The following is a 4,688-nucleotide window of genomic DNA, read 5'->3' as shown; positions in this document are numbered from 1 at the left end:
AGCTGAGCTGGTCACGCGCCTCCTCGGCGGTCACCGCGGCGGGCTGCCCGGTCTTGTTGGCCGACGACACCGCCATCGGACCGGTCTCGCGCATCTGACCACGTTCCCGCACCTCGGGCGCGGCGGGTCGGGCGCGGGGCCGTACCCTTCTGCGGTTGGCGTGCGCGGTTTCCGCCGCCTGCCGGCGACAGTCGAAGGAGCGTGCGTTGACCGACCAGACCGGCCTGGAGCAGGAGATCGCCGTCGAGCAACGCCACCTCGACCGGGTGTACGCGCGGTTGGCCGAGCTGCGGCGCTCGGCGGTCCGCGCCGAGCGCGACGGCTACCGGATGGCCCGGGTGGGCACGCACGGCGCGCTGGTCGAGCGCGACGCGATGGTGTTCCACGCGGCGCAGCGGCGGCACACCCTGGACGCCGAGCACGAGGGGCTGGTCTTCGGCCGGCTGGACCTGCGCGACAGCCAGGTCCTGCACGTCGGGCGGCTCGGCATCCGGGACGAGGACGCCCGCACGCTGGTCGTCGACTGGCGGGCGCCGGCCGCCGCCGCCTTCTACCAGGCCACTCCGGCGCAGCCGCTGGACGTGGTGCGTCGCCGCACGATCCAGTCCCGCGCCGAACGGGTCACCCGGATCGAGGACGACCTGCTGGACCCGACCGCCGCCCCGGAGGGGATGACGGTCGTCGGTGACGGCGCGCTGCTGGCCACCCTGTCCAAGGCCACCGGCCGGGGCATGCGGGACATCGTGGCGACCATCCAGCGCGAGCAGGACGAGGCGATCCGTTCGCCCGGTTCCGGGGTGACGATCGTCGCCGGCGGCCCCGGCACCGGCAAGACCGCTGTCGCCCTGCACCGGGCCGCGTTCCTGCTCTACTCCGACCGCAGCCGGTACGCGGGCGGCGGCATCCTGGTGGTGGGCCCGTCGTCGGTGTTCGTGGAGTACATCGGCTCGGTGCTGCCGTCGCTCGGCGAGGACACCGCGACCCTGCACTCGTTGGGCACCCTCTTCCCGGGGATGAGCGCCACCCGCACCGACCCGCCCCAGGTGGCGGCGGTGAAGGGTTCGCTGCGGATGCGTCGGGTGCTGGAGCGGGCGGCCCGCGACGCGGTGCCGGGCGGCCCGGGTGAGCTGCGGCTGCTGTACCGGGGCACGCTGCTGCGGCTGGACCGGACGACGCTGGACCGGATCCGGGACCGCGCGCTGCACCGGGGCGCCCGACGCAACGAGGTGCGCCGGGCCGGCTTCGACGGGGTGTTCGCCGCGCTCTGGGCGCAGGCCCGAGAGGTGGGCGTCACCCGACTGCCGGAACAGCGGGCCTTCGAGGCGGAGATCGCCGAGCGGTCGGAGTTCCGGGAGTTCCTCAAGGCGTGGTGGCCTCGTCTGCACCCTCGGCACGTGCTCGGTTGGCTGGCCCAGCCGGACCGGCTGCGCCGGTACGCCGGTGGGATCCTCTCCAACGCGGAGATCCGGCTGCTCACCACCGCGTACCGGGATCTGGACTCGACCGGGCTGACCATCGCCGACATCGCGCTGCTGGACGAGTTGGACGCGCTACTCGGTAAACCGGTGCAGCCGGCCCGGGCCCGTCGCGACCCGTTCCAGCTGGCTGGCGGCGTACGCGAGCTGAGCACCGCCGCCGACCGGCAGCGGGCCGCCCGCGCGGCGGCTCGGGAGCGCCCAGAGGACTACCGGGACTACGCGCACGTGGTGGTCGACGAGGCGCAGGACGTCTCACCGATGCAGTGGCGGATGATCGGCCGTCGTGGTCGGCTGGCCTCCTGGACGGTGGTGGGTGACCCGGCGCAGACCGCGTGGACCGGCGACCCCGACGAGTTGGACCGGGCCCGGGACCAGGCGTTGGGCCGGCGCAAGCGGCACGACTTCACGCTCACCACCAACTACCGCAACTCCTCGGAGATCTTCGCGGTGGCGGCGGCGGAGATCCGTCGGCTCTACCCGGACCTGCCGCTGCCGACCGCCGTCCGGTCCACCGGCGTCGATCCGGTCGAGTTGGTGGTGCCCGCGACGGGGTTGGAGACCGCGACCGTGAAGGCCGCCGCCGACCTGCTGGCCGAGGTGGAGGGCACGGTCGGCGTGATCACGCCGGTGCCGCGTCGGTACGAGGTCGCCGGTTGGCTCGACGCGCTGGACGCGCCGAGGTTGCAGGTGGTCACCAGCCTGGAGGCCAAGGGCATGGAGTACGACGGAGTCGTGCTGGTCGCCCCGAGCGAGATCCGGGCGGATCCGGGTGCCGGGGTACGCACCCTGTACGTGGCGCTGTCCCGGGCCACCCAACGACTCACCACCATCGACCCCACCGGCTGACCTGTCCGAGCGGCCACCGGTGGGAGGCGCGACCCGTACACTTGCACACATTGCGATGTGAACATACATTGGACCGGACCTCGGACGGCGGCGGAAGGTAATTCACGTGGGCGCAGGTCATGACCACCACCACGGGTCCGTCGCCAATGCCGCATACCAGCACCGGGGTCGACTCTGGGCGGCATTCGGGCTGCTCGCCACCCTGATGGTGGTCGAGGCGGTCACCGCCCTGCACACCGGGTCGCTCGCCCTACTCTCCGACGCCGGGCACATGTTCACCGACGTGCTCGGCATCGGCATGGCGCTCGCCGCGATCACCGCGACCCGGCGGGCCACCGGCGACCCGCAGCGCACCTTCGGGCTCTACCGACTCGAGGTGCTCGCCGCACTGGCCAACGCCGTCCTGCTCTCCGGCGTCGCGGTCTACGTGGTGATCGAGGCGATCCGCCGCTTCGGCGACCCGCACGAGGTCATCACCGGTCCGATGCTCGTGGTGGCCGTCCTCGGCCTGCTCGCCAACATCGTCGCCTTCGCCCTCCTCCGCACCGGGGCCCGGGAGAGCATCAACATCCAGGGCGCCTACCTGGAGGTGCTCGGCGACCTGCTCGGCTCGGTCGGCGTGATCGGCGCGGCGCTGCTCATCACCGTCACCGACTGGTGGTGGGCCGACCCGCTCGTCGCCGTCGCCATCGGCGTGTTCATCCTGCCACGCACCTGGCGGCTGGCCCGGGCAGCCATCCGCATCCTGGTGCAGGCCGCACCGGAACACCTCCAGGTGACCGCCGTGCACGACCGGCTGGCCGCCGTTCCCGGCGTGGTCGAGGTGCACGACCTGCACGTCTGGACGCTCACCTCGGGCATGGACGTGGCCTCCGCACACCTCACCATGGAGCCCGGCGCAGAGGTCGGCGCGGTGCTCACCGCCGCTCGCACGGCCCTGCACGACGACTTCCGGATCGAGCACGCGACGTTGCAGATCGAACCGGGTGCCGCGTCCGGGGCGTGCGGCTCCATCGAGTGGTGAGGTGAGTCCCGCGTGAGGACGCACTCACCGTCCGTCACATTCGCTGCAGCCGCCCCACCAGTACCGGTAGGCTCTGTCCCGGCCGCCACCAGGCGGCGCCTCCCGGCGCCGGTGGTGGTCGTCGCCTAATCGCCCGCACGGGCGAACCGGGGAACCACGTTCCTGGGGTGCATCCGCGTCAGCGGTAGGGATCTTCCGTCCCGAACCCGTCAGCTAACCCGGTCGGCGGCTGACGGAAGGACTGCGCAGTGGCACCAGCACGACCACCTGCCGCCAAACTGGCGGCCCTGATCGTCGCGATGCTCGCTCTCGGCGTCGCGCTCCCGGCCGGCACCGCCTCGGCCGCTCCCCCGACCGGCCAGCGGGCCGCCGCACCCGACTCCGACGAAGAGGGCGGCACCCCGGCACTCCGAGCCCAATTGGAGGCCGCCAGCAAGGGCTACCTGGACGCGAAGCGCGCCCTGGACGCCTCCGTGCAGCGGCAGCAGCAGCTCACCACCCAACTGAAGACCCTCGAGGTCGAACTCGACCAGCGCAGCGGCAAGGTCGGCGAGATCGCCGGCGTCGCGTACCGCACCGGACGGCTCAGCACGATCTCGGCGCTGCTCAACAGCAACACCCCGGAAGGCTTCATGGACCGGGCCGCTTCCCTGGACGCGGTGGCCGCCAACGAGGACCGGGTGCTGCGCGACCTCCTCACCAGCAAGGAGCAGGCCAACCGCACCCGGGTCGCCCTGGACGGTGAGATCAACGAACAGCGCAAGCAGGTCGCGGTGATGGCCAAGCGCAAGGAGCAGGCCGAGCGGGCCCTGACCGTCGCCACCACCCCGAAGCCGCAGACCACCGCCGACAGGGACTCCAACCGGGGCACCTCCACCAGCAACGCGAAGGCCGCTCCGCGCAACTCCGACGGCTCCTGGCCGAAGGAGTCGTGCAGCGTCGACGACCCCACGCCCGCCAGCGGCTGCATCACCCCGCGCACCCTGCACGCCCTCAACCAGGCCAAGGCCGCCGGCTTCACCCGGTACGTCTCCTGCCACCGCCCCAGCGGCTCCGGTGAGCACCCGAAGGGTCGGGCCTGCGACTTCGCCGCCCAGAAGGGTGGCTTCGGCGGCGACGCCACCGGCGGCGACAAGACGTACGGCAACAACCTGGCCGCGTACTTCATCCGCAACGCCGACCGGCTCGCCGTGCTGTACGTGATCTGGTACAGGCAGATCTGGCTGCCCAGCAGCGGATGGAAGTCGTACAGCGGGGCGGGTGGCGACCCGTCCAGCGACCACACCAACCACGTGCACCTGTCGGTCTACTGACCACTCGTGGCCGGTGCCCCCGTCGAG

3 protein-coding genes and 1 riboswitch are annotated in these 4,688 nt (G+C 72.4%); all 3 genes read left to right on the top strand.

The features are described from left to right. The first annotated feature begins 206 nt into the window (after window positions 1-206). Window positions 207-2,324, top strand: a complete 2,118-nt coding sequence (locus tag ACWCO3_RS31810; protein WP_450013580.1) for a HelD family protein — start codon at window positions 207-209, stop codon at window positions 2,322-2,324. A gap of 106 nt (window positions 2,325-2,430) precedes the next feature. Then, on the top strand, window positions 2,431-3,348 hold the full coding sequence (locus tag ACWCO3_RS31805) for a cation diffusion facilitator family transporter (RefSeq protein WP_358166403.1): 918 nt from the start codon (window positions 2,431-2,433) through the stop codon (window positions 3,346-3,348). A gap of 112 nt (window positions 3,349-3,460) precedes the next feature. Then, window positions 3,461-3,592: riboswitch (cyclic di-AMP (ydaO/yuaA leader) on the top strand. Window positions 3,593-3,596: 4 nt separating this feature from the next. Continuing rightward, a complete protein-coding gene (locus tag ACWCO3_RS31800) occupies window positions 3,597-4,661 on the top strand; it encodes a coiled-coil domain-containing protein (RefSeq protein ID WP_450013578.1) in 1,065 nt (354 codons plus the stop codon). The last annotated feature ends 27 nt before the right edge of the window (window positions 4,662-4,688 follow it).

The organism is Micromonospora sp. NPDC002411, assembly GCF_053592955.1.
This window is presented reverse-complemented; position numbering and strand designations above follow the sequence as displayed.